Raw genomic sequence first — 15366 nt, forward strand, 5'->3', positions numbered from 1 at the left:
TCCCTGCAAAACGGATTATTTACGTTTAAAACCCAATGCTTCCAGACGCTGTTCAATACTAGGGTGAGTTGAAAAGGCATTATTTAGCGATTTTACAGGGTCAATGTGAGAAGGATCAAAAAGATAGGAAGCTTGCCTTACCTGTTCATGAGGGGTATCTCCGTAAGCTTTTGCATATTGCTCCGCATTCTGAACATGGTCTTGATTAATTTTAAGCAAAGCCCTGGCCATAGGCTCGTTATCTCTCATTAATTCAACACAACCGGCGTCAGCCATGTATTCTCTGGTTCGGCTTAAAAAGAGAGCTAGCAAAACAGTAATAATAGGTAATAGATATCTTAAGATGATAATAACCATTAACAAGCGGTTATCTCCTCTTCTGTCTCGCTTGTAAATGACGGAATAAAACAGGATATCAATGACAATTAATAAAATATTACTGAGCACGGCGACCATGAGTGTCAATTTAATATCATGATGTCTGATATGGCTTAACTCATGAGCCATTACAGCCTGCATTTCAGCCCTGTCCAATTTTTCCATCAAGCCACGAGTAATCGCGACCATCGCCGATTTCTCACTGTAACCACTGGCAAAAGCATTCATATAACTGGCTTCGATAATGTAAACTTTAGGCATGTATTGCAAGCCCGATGCGACTTTCATCTCTTCGACAACATTGTACAATTGCTTTTCTTGTAAGCTACGAGCCGTTTCTGGCGTTATTTCATAGTACTCCGTCCCCAATAACATAATGCGGTCATAAAGAGCATAAGTAATTAACAAAGAAACGCCTGCAAATGCGATCATTAATAAAGTAGCAATAGGCACCACTTTAAAAGTGATTAAAGCATGTATAATATTTTCCAAAGAGGCATGAGGATACATGCCTTGTAAAACAAACGCATCGACTATCAATCCCACCAAGATATAAACTAAAAAAAAGACCGCAATCACCCTTCGGGTCTTTTTCTCATTTCGCCTCAACTGAGCACGCCAATCTCCTGCTGTGGCATGATAATCTGCAATCCCCATGGTATATAGCTCAAAGTTTCACAGTGTAATTTTCTTTTGCTTGAATTTGCTCTTCTGGAAGCCCCCAATAGATAAATTCTTTATCCAAAGCAGAAGAAAACATTGCCACAACCATGGATTCAAAAAATGATTTTTTCTTGGCGTTATAGCGTTCTATCCCATCATTATAAGCTTGTTTCGCATAAGCTAACTTGTTTTCTGTATTAACAATTTCCTCTTGTAACTGCATGACATTTTGGCTTGCTTTCAAATCAGGATACTGTTCAAAAACCAAATTCAAATTGGATGCAATTTTTGAAATTCCATTTTCTGCAGCAATTCGACCTTGCTCATCTCCCGCATCTTTAGCAGCCTGTGCCTGATTACGTAAAGCAACGACATCCTTTAATGTTGTTTTTTCGTAATCCATGTATTTTTTAACTGCTTCGATCAGTGATTCAAAAACTTTAAATCGCCTATCCAATTGAATATCTATTTGTTTTTTGTTGTTATTAATTGCTTCTATCAAACCGATTAGAGTGTTATAGATGCTAATTGCCCAAATGAATGCGAGTGCGATAATAATTAAAATTACGATAAAAAATGTTTTCATCTTCCTATCCTGTGAATGGTTCCTTCCCTAATTTATAGCTCGAAATTTCAGAAAATAACAGCTAAGATAAGAAAAAAGAAACAACTGGATAACATGTTTTTTGTCTTAGAAAGAGATTCATGTTGCCTGAAAAACAAGCTGCATGGAACATCAGATATAAAGACAGATATAATTAACGAACTATTTGCATTTCTGCGATAGAAGCTCATTTGATTTAGATAAAATTTGTTTTAAAAACTGACCTGTAAAAGATTGAGGGGTTTCAGCAACCATTTCGGGTGTTCCTGTCGCAATAACCTTCCCTCCTTTACTGCCTCCCTCAGGGCCAAGATCAACGATCCAATCAGCTGTTTTTATCACATCCAAATTATGTTCAATAATGACAATGGTATTTCCTTGTTCTCGCAGGCGAGTCAACACAGTTAATAACTGTTTCGTGTCATGAAAGTGTAATCCTGTTGTGGGCTCATCAAGAATATACAGTGTATTTCCGGTATCCCTTTTTGATAATTCTCTGGCCAACTTGATCCTTTGGGCTTCTCCTCCAGAGAGAGTAGTTGCACTTTGTCCAAGCTTTATATAAGACAAACCGACATCCATTAATGTTTGGCATTTTCTGGCAATAACAGGAATGGCAGCAAAAAAAGCGCACGCATCTTCGACAGTCATGTCCAACACTTCATGAATATTTTTACCTTTGTAATGAATTTCCAAAGTTTCCCTATTGTATCTTTTGCCTTGACATACATCGCAAGAAACATATATATCAGGTAAAAAATGCATTTCAACCTTGATAAGACCATCGCCTTGACAAGCTTCGCACCGGCCACCTTTTACATTGAAACTAAAGCGCCCAGGTTGATACCCTCGTGCTCTTGATTCCGGAGTCCCTGAGAATAAATCTCTGATATGAGTAAATAAACCAGTATAAGTTGCCGGATTGGAACGCGGTGTTCTGCCAATTGGACTCTGGTCGATGTCAATAACCTTGTCACAAAGATGCAGTCCAGAAATGTCCTTAACCTCACCTATAGTCATTAAGCTGGCTCTATTTAGGGCATTGGCAGCAATAGGATATAAAGTATCATTAATTAAACTGGATTTACCTGAACCAGAAACACCTGTAATACAAGTCAACAAACCTAAAGGAATACTGACATCAACATTTTGTAAATTATTGCAAGACACGCCTTTTAAATGAATCATCCGATCATGGTTAACCGGAATTCGATTCTTGGGAATTTCTATTTCCTCTTTCCCAGACAAATATTGGCCGGTGAGAGATGCGGGATTGTTCATGACCTCCTCAGGAGAACCGCTGGCAACTACTTCCCCACCATGCACTCCAGCCCCAGGCCCTATATCAAGAACAAAATCAGCGCTTCGGATAGCATCTTCATCATGTTCCACAACGATTACAGTGTTCCCCTGGTTGCGTAAGTGCATTAAAGTACTCAATAATCGGTCGTTGTCACGTTGGTGCAACCCTATTGAAGGCTCATCTAAAATATACATCACCCCTACAAGCCCTGAACCTATTTGACTAGCCAGGCGAATACGTTGAGCTTCTCCGCCAGATAGAGTCTCCGCGCTTCGAGCCAAAGACAAATAATCCAGCCCGACATTCACCAGAAACCCCAGCCGCTCGACAATTTCCTTATTGATTTTTGCTGCAATTTCACCCCTATATCCCGATAACTTCAGCTCTTTAAAAAACTGATAGGCTTGCTCAATAGAATAGCTGGTGATTTCTGGTAGATTTTTATTATCAATAAATACATGTCGAGCTTCTTCACGTAATCTCGCTCCCTGACAAGATTGGCAAGGGCGTGAGGATAGGTATTTGGCAAGTTCCTCCCTTATCATACCAGAATCTGATTCACGATAGCGGCGTTGCATGTTAGGAATTATTCCCTCAAAACTATGCCGCTTCACCATGTATCCTCCATGCGGCCTATGATACTGAAACTCGATTATTTCACGACCACTACCATACAAAACGATTTGTTGCATTGCTTCACTTAAATCACAAAAAGGCGTACTGGTATCAAAACCATAGTGCCTCGCAAGCGACTCAAGCATGCTGAAATAATACGTAGTTTTCCTATCCCATCCCCTGATTGCCCCTTCTGCCAAACTGGCGGTTGCATCGTGGACTACTCTTGACGGATCAAAAAACTGATCCACTCCAAGCCCATCACATGAGGAACACGCACCGACAGGATTGTTAAATGAAAAAAGCCTTGGCTCAAGTTCACTTAAACTGTAACCGCATTCAGAGCATGCAAACCTGGAAGAAAATAAAAGTTCCTTGAAATGACCATCCATTGAAGAAACGATGGCAAGACCATCTGCCAGATTGAGCGCATTTTCAAAAGATTCACTCAAACGTTGAGCCAAATCAGGGCGCACTTTAAAACGATCAATAACTACTTCAATAGTGTGCTTGGTGCGCAATCCTAATTTAGGGGGAGAATCCAGTTCATAAAGCTCTCCATCAATACGTGCACGTACGTACCCCTGCGCTTGCAATTGTTGCAAAAACTGGACATGCTCTCCCTTCCGTTCACGAACAACAGGCGCCAGAATCATCACTTTACTATCTTCTGGTAAAGCCAATACCTGATCAACCATTTGGCTAATGGTCTGAGCATGCAAGCTGGTATGGTGGGTAGGACACCTTGGCTCTCCGACTCGGGCATAAAGCAAGCGCAAATAGTCATAAATTTCGGTAATAGTGCCTACCGTGGATCTGGGATTATGAGAGGTAGCCTTTTGTTCTATAGAAATCGCCGGGGATAGCCCCTCTATCGAATCAACATCAGGTTTTTCCATCATGGACAAAAATTGTCGAGCATAAGCAGACAAAGATTCCACGTAACGGCGCTGGCCTTCGGCATAGAGAGTATCAAAGGCTAAAGACGACTTCCCAGAACCGGACAATCCGGTTATTACGATTAATTTATCTCGAGGAAGCTCCAGGTCCAAGTTCTTGAGATTATGGGTTCTTGCGCCACGAATGGTGATGGTATGCATAAAATTCGCTAATTTGACTTAAAAATACATGAGTATATCTCTGCTATAATAATAAAACAAATTGCACAATATGATGCGAAATAGGGATTTTAATATGAAATCACTGATAAAAAGCTTGCTTTTCATTGTGGTTTTCTCAATCAACTCGTCTGCTCTCTATGCTGTCAATAGTAATACTCGAGTGATTAAATGGGCTCAACAAACCCTTATGGATACTTTATCTGTTAGTTATACTACAAAATCTCAAGACTTTGCCACTGTTCGCAAAAATTACTCACTTAATGCCTGGAGTGGAATAACCGGATTTTTAGGTGGTAACATGCAAAGCATACGCGAAAAACAACTAACGCTTCATCCGGTTCTACTGCCCGACACCCAAATTCTATCAACAGGCCTTTATTTGGGTATGAGTTATTGGATTATCAGACAATCCGTAGCCATTAATGAACTCAATATTAAGCTGACTTTTACCTTAACCATCCTGGGACGATCTGCAGCAGCAGGCTCTCCATACATAGTTCAAAGCTTAAGTATCTTGCTCAATGCATTATAATTACGAATTAAACAGGAATCACCTGAAATATGGATTGTCTCCATAACCACGTGGAATCCTCAACATGTAACTTACTTGTAAAGGTATACTCCGGCTTTAAATTCTGCTTCAATATAAACAGGGACTTACAAAAAAACCCAAGGTCAAAGCAAAAAATGTTTTTAATGAGGGAGTTTAGATAAACTAAATGACGGAATTAAAAACATTTTTCAACAAAGAGATTGGGGTTTTTCGTAAGTCCTGATAAAAGCAACAACTGGAGGACACAACCATGCCTAAGTGTATGCATTTTATTTTGGCTACTGCATTAATTTTTGTTACAAGTACATTTTATGCCAGCAATCTACGGGCAATAGAACAAGAAGTAAGTGATTCAGTGATTACTGCCAAAATTACCGCAAAGTTTGCTGAAAGCAAGCACTTGAATCCATTAAAAATTTCAATCGATACAGAAAAGGGAATCGTGACTCTAAGTGGCTATGCTCCTGATAAACAGGCTTTCATAGATGCCTTGCAGATCGCCAAAGACACGAAAGGTGTCAAGGCGGTTCATGCCAAAGATCTCCACATAAAGAAAGTCAATACCGCTTTCACAGATGCCTTCATCACGGCAGAAGTTGAAACTGCTGTTCTAAAAGCCAAAATTCTGGATGATGAATCAATACCATTAGTTGGAATCAATGCCAGCACAACGAATGGCGAGGTCACCTTGTCTGGGCATGTAAAAAGTGCGGCCTCCATTGCAGCCATCATTAAACGCGTAAATGAGATACCTGGCGTCAAAAAAATCGTTACCAATTTGGAAATTCAGGAAAATGCATGAGTCCATTAACCCAATTTAAATTCTTTTTATGGTTTTTTAGCCACTTTAAAGTAGCCTTGATTGGTTATTTAAAGCCTAAGTTAATTCAGCTTACCGATAATGAAATTGTTGTGCGACTGCCATTGACAAGACGCAGCCGCAATCATCTGCATTCCATGTATTTTGGTGCCTTGGCAGTTGGTGCGGATATAGCTGGAGGATTACATGGTTTTTATCATGCTAAACAAGCGAAATGTAAAGTATCCCTAGCATTTAAATCTTTTCAAGCCCAGTTTCTGCGTAGACCTGAATCCGATGTTTATTTTATATGCACAGAAGGAGAGGTAGTTAAAAAAATGATAGAAGAATCAAAAAAATCCAGTGAACGAATTAATAAACCAATTCATATCAAGGCTTATATCAATTATTTGACTCATCCAGAAAAAATTGCTGATTTTATCCTTGAACTCTCTCTAAAAGTTATAAAATAACAGCGTTCGATTATTATACAAATATTAACCCTACAAATGAAAATTGTTTTTTCAATCTCATTTTCTTAAATATCACATGATTATAAGTCTTCTAAAATCACTTATTATTGAATTGATTACACCATTTGACAAAGAAGCCACTCATGTCTAATTTTAAAACATGATGGCACTATTTTTATCGCAAGGATTTGCCTATGATTGACCTGATAATACAAACTCAACCTGATGACGAAACTTGCGGACCAACCAGCTTACACGCCATTTATTTATACTACGGTTTAGATTTGCCATTAAACGAAATCATTCAAGGAGTGGACAAATCTCTTTCAGGAGGCACCTTAACACCTATGTTGGGAAAACATGCCCTTCTTCATGGATTTAGAACAACTGTTTACATCTATAATCTGAATATATTTGACCTCACCTGGTTTCATAATGGTGAAGTCAATAATTCCTTTTTGATGGATAAACTTGAAGCCCAAATGAAATACAAAAATGACCCCTATATTACCAAAGCCTCTCTGGCCTATTTAGACTACTTAAAACTGGGAGGAACAATCCGATCCAAATCACTGAACGTGGACTTGTTAAAAAATTATTTTAATAAGAAAATCCCCATTTTAACTGGCTTAAGTGCTACTTACCTCTATCGCAGTGCAAGAGAATACTTTACTCCGGAAGGCAAATCAGTTTACGATGATATTCGTGGTGAACCTTGTGGGCATTTTGTTGTACTGTGCGGTTATGACGTAAAAAAACGCCTTGTAATTGTTGCTGACCCCCATGCAGAAAACCCACTGTCTCATAACAATTATTATAAAGTAAGCATCAATCGCTTGATTAACTCTATAATGCTTGGTGTACTAACTTATGATGCGAATCTACTCATAATTGAACCTAAAGAGTGATAAATGCAAACAGTTATTGTTACTGATGATCTGGATAGCTGGTCTTTTTTAAGTGAGCTTGCTCCGATAGTACATGCCTTGGAATATCTTAGTGGGGATGAGTATCATCAAAATAAATCATTTCGGGTCATTAACTTATGCCGATCTTATAATTACCAATCGATTGGCTATTATGTATCTTTACTTGCACAAGCCCGTGATCACAAAGCATTACCCTCTGTACATAGTATTCAGGATGTTTTAAACGTCAGTTTATCCAAACTGATCTCTCAGGATACTCATGAAGAAATACAACACAGTCTCCACGATATCAAAGGCAATGAATTTGTTTTAAGCCTCTATTTTGGCCAAAATCTGGCAAAGCGATATGCAACATTGGCAAAACAACTCCATGGTCTTTTTCCTTTACCACTCATTCGCTTTTATCTGGAAAAGAAAAAGCAATGGCGAATTAAAACAGTAGTTCCTTTGTCTTTGTCGGATGTACCAGAGCATCATCTCGAGTTTATGCGCCAATCAGCTGAAAATTATTTATCAAAAAAGAGAGTTCATCAATGGCGTAAAAAACAACGATTTCATGATTTGGCCATTCTTGTCGACCCCTCCGAACCTAATGCTCCATCCAATAAAAAAGCCCTTGAGTTTTTTGTTTCTTGCGGTGAGGAACTGGGATTAAACGTTGACATCATAGATAAAAATGAAGCAAAAGCAATCGCTGAATACGACGCTCTTTTTATCAGAGCAACTACTTCCGTTAATCATTATACTTATCGCGTGTCACGGCGCGCAGCCCAGGAGAATTTGGTCGTTATTGATGACCCACAATCTATAATTAAATGCTCCAATAAAGTTTATCTTGCAGAGCTCTTAAGCAGTCATCAAATCATGACGCCAGACACCTTATTCATTAGCAAATATGATAAGGAATTACCCAAGATTGAATTCCCCTGTGTTTTAAAAAAACCTGACAGCGCCTTTTCTCATGGCGTGGTTAAAATAGATGATGAAAAATCTTTACAAAAATCTCTTAACCAGTTTTTTAAAAATTCTGATTTGGTAGTGGTTCAACCTTTTATACCGACTGAATTTGATTGGCGCATCGGCATCCTTGATAATAAAGCACTTTTTGCCTGCCGCTATTTTATGGCAAAAGGTCACTGGCAAATCTATGATTGGCATTGCCAGGAAGAAAATAAAGAGGGAGATAGTGAAACACTACCCCTTCATGAAGTGCCAGAGCAGATTATTAAAATAGCTTTGAAAAGTACACGCTTGATTGGTGACGGATTATATGGTGTCGATATAAAAAGTCATGGCAATAAATACTACGTTATAGAAGTGAACGATAATCCCAATATTGATCATGGCCTTGAAGATAAAATCCTAGGCCAAAATCTGTATGAGCAGATCATGAGTGTCTTCTTACAACGAATTCGCAGGAAACATGGTTATGTCTGATTTTCCTATTTTTTCTGTCATGGGGATTGAAATAGAATATATGCTCGTGGATAAAGAGAGTTTAAATGTCCAACCTAAAAGCGATCTTATTCTAAGGGCTTTGGCAGGTCATCAGGTTAATGAAATAGAATTAGGAGACATTGCGATAAGCAATGAATTAGTATTGCATGTCCTTGAGTTAAAAAATAATGGTCCCAAACCACTACATGTTCCAGTAGCTGAACATTTCCAGAAAACCATTAGAGAACTCCAGCCCCTTCTTGCTCAACACAATTTATTGCTATTACCTACTGGCGCTCATCCCTGGATGGATCCAAATACTGAAACAATTCGCTGGCCTCATGGTAACCATGATATCTATAATCAATTTAATTCAATTTTCAATTGCCAGGGACACGGCTGGGCAAACTTGCAAAGTATGCATGTCAACCTGCCTTATTCGAATGAAGAAGAATTTTGTCAATTGCATAACACCATACGCTTGATTTTACCTTTATTACCCGCCATTGCGGCAAGTACTCCATTCCTTGATGGCCAAGCTACAGGATTACTGGATTCCCGCTTGTACTTTTATAGCCGCAATCAGCAATGCATTCCCTCCATCAGCGGCGATATTATTCCTGAGTTTATCAGAACAGAAAGGGAATACCAGGAACAAATTCTCGAACCCATGTATCGAGATATTAGCCCTTATGATCCCGAAGGGATATTACAATATCAATGGCTAAACTCTCGTGCCGCGATTCCCAAGTTTGACATGAAGGCTATTGAAATTCGCATTCTTGACAGCCAGGAATGTGTAGAAGCAGACATTGCCATAGCAAAAGCAATCAATGCCATTTTAAAATACTGGCAAAGCACCTCGAATTTTTATCTTGATAATCCATGTGACACCAAGAGTTTAAAATACGTTTTTGATGAAACCATAAAAAACGGATTAAGTTGTTATATTGATAACAAAAAATTACTGGAGCAATGGCAATTACCCCTTCAAGAAATGTCAGTCAATACCATTTGGTCACTATTGATCGAAAGAATTAGTCATGAACTGGATAGGAAACAGCAACTGGCTCTGGAAATTATTTTAAAACAGGGAAATTTGAGTGAACGAATCCTCAAGGCTTGTAGTTCCTGTGTCAATCATGATTCATTAAAGCAAGTGTATACGCAATTAGCACATTGTTTGCTTCGTAATGAACAATTTACCCCCTGATATAATGAAAAATATAGCCCTTCTAATCAGTTGTGAACATGCTGTCAATACAGTTCCCTATGAATTTCAAACCCTGTTTGAACCTCATAAAGACATATTAGAATCTCATAGAGGAATTGATTTTGGTGCGCTAGAAATTGCAAAATCGATTCATAAAAACAACCATTGCAGTTTGTTTCAAGCCACCTGTACAAGGCTCTTGGTTGATTGCAATAGGAGTATCAATCATCCCCATTGTTTTTCCGAGATTACAAAAAATTTATCATCAGACAAAAAGAAAAAAATAATGGATGAGTTCTATTTTCCGTTTCGCAATCGCGTCATGGACCACATTCACCAACTGATTAGCCAAGGACTGCAAGTTTGGCATCTGTCCACACACAGTTTTACTCCTGTAATGAACAACATCATTCGCACGACTGACATTGGCCTTCTATATGACCCTCGGAGTAATTCAGAAAAAATCTTGGCCAGACAATGGCAAAAAGAAATCAAAATACTCCACCCCCAGTTAAAAGTACGTATGAATTATCCTTATAAAGGGATCAGTGATGGATTTACTACATCCTTGCGTAAAAAATACAGTCATCATGAATACATAGGCATTGAACTGGAAGTCAATCAAAAACTTGTCTTTCACAATCACAGCCTGAACGCACTCAAAAATACACTGCCATTGAGCGTATCAAACACGATTAAGGCTTATCAAAAACCAGAGAGGTAAGCGACAACATTTTTTTCAAGTTGCAATTTAAAAAAACCAAGTGGCTGAATTAAAAATTTTTTTTACAAAAAAGATTGAGTTTTTACAAGCACTGATCATGTGTTAATATTTGCTTAAGTATTTTTGTTTATAATATCACAAGTTAATTTTTTTAATATTGAAATGATTTCAGAAAAGATCAAGCTTTTAGAATCCTTCAAGCAAAACCAATTCTCTAAATTAATTGAAAAAATTAATTCAAAAATCCTTGCGACTTTAAAAAGTGGACATTTTAACCCCAGACTGGCCCCCTACTTGGAAAAAATGAATAAAGACGGGGTTCCATTCACCGATTTTGATCTTGACCCGGAAAATATTTCTCAAATCAAGAAACTCATTAACGCCCTTTACCATGCCCGCTTAGCTTTTCTGGATTTAGAAAATATTGATATAGCGAACATCAAACGAACTATTCCTGATCTCAAATTACTTTGGAGCAATACGATTCACCAGGCTTATCAAGCCGGTTATCTAATCACTAACCTGGATGTTGATTTGCAGGCAATGTTCAAGGAAGAGATTGATCTTATTCTTCCTGTCATTGGAAAATTACAAGCTTTTGCTGGTGAACACCAGGAATGCACCCAGCGTTTGGCAGAGTCTTTGAAAGATTTTCCTATAAGCTATAAAGCAGGAGAAGTTACAGGCATTGCCTTAGAACAAATGCAACCAAGAACAGGTGACTGGGATTACCAATTCCTCACCCAATTCAGTGCCGTATTACCTGGTTATATAGAGAAATTAACTCAATACATTCAGCAATACTCTTCGCAAATCAAAGAAAAAGAGCCTACCCTAAATAACGAAAAGCTGGAAGAGTTACAAAATGCATCATTAAAGTTACTGAATGACCTGGAACATCTGAAAGGGAATGACTTTTTTATATCCCTCAAAGTTTTAAAATACATTCACATTATCCGTAATATCATCACATTGGCGACAAGTTCTGTTGAACAAATGGGACATTTCAGTGATTCATCCCAGGATGTCATTCGTGATAATTTGGCTCAATTAAAATACGTTGTATTACCAACTTTATTTGGGTTAGTAGATAAAATTGAAGACAATGCCATGCTGAAGCCTGGCACACTGTCCATTCCGTTAATGGAAAAAATCAAACCTCTATACCAACTTTTAATTTATTACGCATCCAAACCCGTCAATTTCAAAGAAAAAGGAGAAGAGTTACTCAGTATAGAGGACTCCCGTTTTCTCGCTTTAAGACTGGAAAGAACATATCAACGAATTGATGAAGCTAACAAAGCCCTTTTTAAAATTCAAAAAGCGCAAGAAGCTCTGGATAATTTTTACAAAATATTGGACACCCCCCCCTATAATAAGCAACCCATACACCAATTACCGAAAGAAATTAAAAACCAACTGATTACATATTACAAAATAATCAGTCCTTATATGATGGATGTGGATCCTGATCTCAATATTTTGTTGATCGATAGTTTTCAGGGCCCGGAATCCTGGTCTTCTTATTTAAAGAAGCCGTGGCGTTGGTTAAGAGGTACTCTTCCTGCCGATCACGCCAGTTTTGTTTTAGCGCAAAAGGAAGCATTACAAACTTTAATTAGCAAAAAGAAAACCACTCAACAATTTCATATCGAATTGAATAGAGACCTTATCGAATCTGTTCACAAACAAACAAATCTGGTTTTATTCCCTTATAGTGAAAAAACGAATGTCTTTCTTATAGATGAAACAAAAGCACTAAACCCTGCTAATGGCGCTACGGACAAACTAAAATTCAGGCCAGAGAAAGGACATAATATACTGGTTAATCCTGAGGATTTAACATCTGAACAGGCTCTTGACCTCTATCAATGGTATAGAAACAAACGTGAAAAATTCAGAGTTGCCAGCAAAGCATATAACGAATTTATTACCTTATTAAAAAAGCAAACCAAGACAATCGCTGAAACGGAAGGCAGGATTCTCCATTTAAATAATCTTGATAAAGAGACCAAAACTCGCTGCCGTAATTTATATAATATATTTCAACCTTATTTTATCGATGGGATACCTCCTGAACTCAGAGCTTCCGCAATAAGTTTTGACAAATTTTTGGTCCATTCCTTTTCTAATGAGTCATCCACCTATGATGCTCCGGCAGTTGACCTGTTTGAAAAACTGGATGAACATTTTCAAATTTATTTTACAGAAATTGATTTACAATGGGGCAAAAAGAGTAATCAATATTTAAAATGGGCCCAGGAAAAATTTGCCAGTGAAAATAACTCAACCGAACTTGAACATGATGAAAAACTGGAAAGCAGAGCCCATCATTTAATTAAACATACCAATTTCTCTAAATGCATACATGAGTTCAGAACGGAGCTAAATCAATTCATTTCGTTTTTTAATAACGCGATGAGGGCGCAATTAAAACAACAACCCAACGGAATACCTTACCCTGAATTGCAAGATCAAAACAAAGAGCTTGCCCAGAGTGAACAGGTTGTTGCGATAAAACGCATATTCAATAGCCTTTATCATGTTGAAAAGATTGTTGTTGAACTGGAAAAACTGGACACCAGAAGTTACGAAATGGTCTATGTCTATCATTTAATACAAGCTTATGATCACATTAATGAAATTAAGAAATTAGCGCTAAAACTCGCTGTCGATCCTCATTTTAAGCTCATAGCAAGCGAGTTACTGGAAAAAGCGCAAACTCTTATTGCAACAATACAAGAACATAGTGATGCGTATCAGGTATCCCCCTTAGAAGTACCTTATAACCAGGATATTAAATACAATGCTCTCTGGTATACGCTCAATGCTTTTTATATTTCACCAAAACACATTAGAAGTTTAAGAAATACCAACTATCTCACGACAGAAGAACTCAACGACTTACACTTAAAGGCAAAAAAAGCAACCGTTACTGTAGAAAATATCATTAAAAGTTCAAACTCCTATTTCAAATTATTCTTACAAACGCCTGCTATGTATTCTCTCTATAGAGAAATGTCGAACAAACTAAATGAATTTATTAGCACATCACATGACGCCGTAATGAATAATCTGGATCAATTCCGCTCCAAGATTTTTACACCCATGCTGATGGAAGCGGACGCATGGGAAGATAAATTAGGCTTGGTACCAGGTACTATCTCAGGACCATTAAAAACAATAACGGATGAATATTATAAAGGCCTGTTACATCCTTTAGCACTGCATTCCAAAGCACATATTCGAATCATATGTGATAAAACACCAATAGATCAAAGAATAAAAACAACGAATAAAAAACTCGAAAATGCAACACAACATTTGGATAAAATAGAAAAAAATTATAAACATATCATCAAACTATATGAAATTATCAAAACAAAAGGTGGCGAAACCACTGATGATCAATTAATCGAAACTTATAAAAAAGCTCTGTACAAATTGGTAAAATTGCAAAAGCGATTACCCCAGAATACAGATCCTGATCCTAAAGATTATGAGTTAGACACTCTTTTAAATTCCGCGCTGAAAGAGTATGAACCTAAATTAACACTCATTAAGCCTCTCATTATCTCAAGCTACCATCATTATGAAGGCTTAAAAGCCACTTATCTTATGAAAGCAAATACTGCCAGAGAAAAATTAAGTTATCTTAAAGAGTTACGATCGACTCAGGAACAAGAAGATCTCCTTTATATAGAGGAATACACTACAGAATCATTTAATAAACAATTAGATGCTTTCTGCAACCGTCATATAGGCTTACAATACACTGACAAGGAATATCGCACAAAACTTAGAGAATATTTACTGACATTCAAAGAAAGTATTATTCAACGCTCAAAATTCGCAGAAGATATTAATTTAACTATAAAAAATTTGCTAAAAGAAAAAATTAAAAATTTTGAAAGAGATAATTTTGAGAAATATTATCACCTTGATGCAGTAAGAGTTGCTTTAGCCCAATTTAAGAACTACCTTAGTCTTTCTACCGCCGCCATTGAGCAAAATAATTCGACATTCGAAAGCGAAGAGACACTGGCGAAAAAGACAGAGCTCATCAATAAATTGGTTGATATCAGTGAAGATGGAACCCTTACGCCAAAAGAGCGTGTCGACCAAATATCTTTCCATGTTAAAAATCCTAATTTTGAAAGAATCATCATGGATTACAAACAGGAAAGCTACTTTAGCTTTGCCTATTTAAAACAATGCATTTTATCCTTATTAGAAGCGCTTTGCCTGTACACTCCGGAGAGAAGAAAACTATTTAATAATTTGGAAAGCTCTGTAAAAACCCAGCCTAAAATCAATGAATTGACCAAACGATTTGGATTATTTGCTGGCAATGAATCGACTATGTCTACTGAATCCAGGGCACTTACATCAATATCCTCTGTTGAAAACAATGGGGCAATTGAGTTAAATCCATTAGCACCGTCCGCATAAAACTATTTGACTTAATCTACTATTTCACTAAATCATGACTTACGCTCGATACATGCTCTGCATAATTGGTGAGTGTATAGTTTACCTGACTACTTAACAAAT

The 15366-nt window shown here is 37.5% G+C and carries 11 protein-coding genes; 8 read left to right on the forward strand and 3 right to left on the reverse strand.

Annotation, left to right across the window (positions count from 1 at the left end):
- Positions 1 to 15 precede the first annotated feature (15 nt).
- The 3 genes from htpX to uvrA all read right to left on the reverse strand — a co-directional run bounded on the left by htpX (position 16) and on the right by uvrA (position 4663).
- Positions 16 to 1035, reverse strand: coding sequence for a zinc metalloprotease HtpX (gene htpX / locus OQI99_RS09940; protein ID WP_265731831.1), 1020 nt, complete (start codon positions 1033 to 1035; stop codon positions 16 to 18).
- Positions 1036 to 1045: 10 nt separating this feature from the next.
- A complete protein-coding gene (locus OQI99_RS09945; protein WP_014843304.1) occupies positions 1046 to 1627 on the reverse strand; it encodes a LemA family protein in 582 nt (193 codons plus the stop codon).
- A 180-nt stretch (positions 1628 to 1807) separates the two neighbouring features.
- Complete coding sequence (gene uvrA, locus OQI99_RS09950; protein WP_265731832.1) at positions 1808 to 4663, reverse strand: excinuclease ABC subunit UvrA; 2856 nt, start codon at positions 4661 to 4663, stop codon at positions 1808 to 1810.
- A 94-nt stretch (positions 4664 to 4757) separates the two neighbouring features.
- Between uvrA and OQI99_RS09955 the strand changes: the two genes are divergently transcribed.
- From OQI99_RS09955 to sdhA, 8 genes are all read left to right on the forward strand, one after another.
- Positions 4758 to 5216, forward strand: coding sequence for a hypothetical protein (locus OQI99_RS09955; RefSeq protein WP_265731833.1), 459 nt, complete (start codon positions 4758 to 4760; stop codon positions 5214 to 5216).
- 271 nt (positions 5217 to 5487) lie between these two features.
- Positions 5488 to 6039 carry a BON domain-containing protein gene (locus OQI99_RS09960; protein ID WP_265731834.1) on the forward strand — a complete coding sequence of 184 codons (552 nt, stop codon included), beginning with the start codon at positions 5488 to 5490 and terminating at the stop codon, positions 6037 to 6039.
- Positions 6036 to 6509, forward strand: coding sequence for a hypothetical protein (locus OQI99_RS09965; protein ID WP_265731835.1), 474 nt, complete (start codon positions 6036 to 6038; stop codon positions 6507 to 6509). Before OQI99_RS09960 ends, OQI99_RS09965 begins: the two co-directional genes overlap by 4 nt.
- Before the next feature lie 194 nt (positions 6510 to 6703).
- Positions 6704 to 7417 carry a C39 family peptidase gene (locus tag OQI99_RS09970; RefSeq protein WP_011213037.1) on the forward strand — a complete coding sequence of 238 codons (714 nt, stop codon included), beginning with the start codon at positions 6704 to 6706 and terminating at the stop codon, positions 7415 to 7417.
- A gap of 3 nt (positions 7418 to 7420) precedes the next feature.
- Positions 7421 to 8875: a RimK family protein gene (locus OQI99_RS09975; RefSeq protein WP_265731836.1), complete on the forward strand. Its 1455-nt coding sequence runs from the start codon at positions 7421 to 7423 to the stop codon at positions 8873 to 8875.
- Positions 8868 to 10088 carry a carboxylate-amine ligase gene (locus OQI99_RS09980; RefSeq protein ID WP_265731837.1) on the forward strand — a complete coding sequence of 407 codons (1221 nt, stop codon included), beginning with the start codon at positions 8868 to 8870 and terminating at the stop codon, positions 10086 to 10088. The genes OQI99_RS09975 and OQI99_RS09980 overlap by 8 nt, the downstream gene beginning before the upstream one ends.
- On the forward strand, positions 10069 to 10812 hold the full coding sequence (locus tag OQI99_RS09985) for an N-formylglutamate amidohydrolase (RefSeq protein WP_265731838.1): 744 nt from the start codon (positions 10069 to 10071) through the stop codon (positions 10810 to 10812). Before OQI99_RS09980 ends, OQI99_RS09985 begins: the two co-directional genes overlap by 20 nt.
- A gap of 162 nt (positions 10813 to 10974) precedes the next feature.
- The gene (sdhA, locus tag OQI99_RS09990; RefSeq protein WP_265731839.1) at positions 10975 to 15264 is read left to right on the forward strand and encodes a Dot/Icm T4SS effector SdhA; all 4290 of its coding nucleotides are present in this window, start codon (positions 10975 to 10977) and stop codon (positions 15262 to 15264) included.
- Positions 15265 to 15366 lie beyond the last annotated feature (102 nt).

Source organism: Legionella sp. PATHC039, assembly GCF_026191275.1.
GTDB classification, from domain to species: domain Bacteria; phylum Pseudomonadota; class Gammaproteobacteria; order Legionellales; family Legionellaceae; genus Legionella; species Legionella pneumophila.